1 pseudogene is annotated in these 396 nt (G+C 33.1%); it reads right to left on the bottom strand.

From position 1 onward, the window contains the following. Positions 1-162: 162 nt before the first annotated feature. Positions 163-396, bottom strand: a pseudogene (locus ACYQ2O_RS12910) (hypothetical protein); the annotation flags it as partial.

Raw genomic sequence — 396 nt, 5'->3', positions numbered from 1 at the left:
ATCAATCATATGTTTTTTCACTCCTTCTCTGATATCTCTTCTCATTCCTATTCCACTCCAATTCTATAGGGGATAAGAAGAGTATATAAAAAATGTAGGAAAACCAACAATTTTACATTGTCATTTTTCTACATTTTATAACTGTTCTTTACAACGATAAATTCAACGTTTTTTATTGCTTTCTTTTTCGAGTTTATCCCAGCTGAACCGATATTTTTCAATAGCTTTTCGCGTTGCTTCTTTTTTCTTATATTCATATGTTTTCGACACAATGTAATCAATCTCCCGATTAATATAGTTTTTAGCTTGTCTATCATTCGCAAATTGAAGGGTTAGACGCCCATTTTTGCGCACAGCTATCCCTCGAAACTCCATTACATTGCCACATTCCGAACA

It is taken from the genome of Alkalibacterium sp. m-11, from assembly GCF_054658155.1.
Note: the sequence above shows the minus strand (reverse complement) of the source record. Positions and strands in the feature narration are given on the sequence as shown.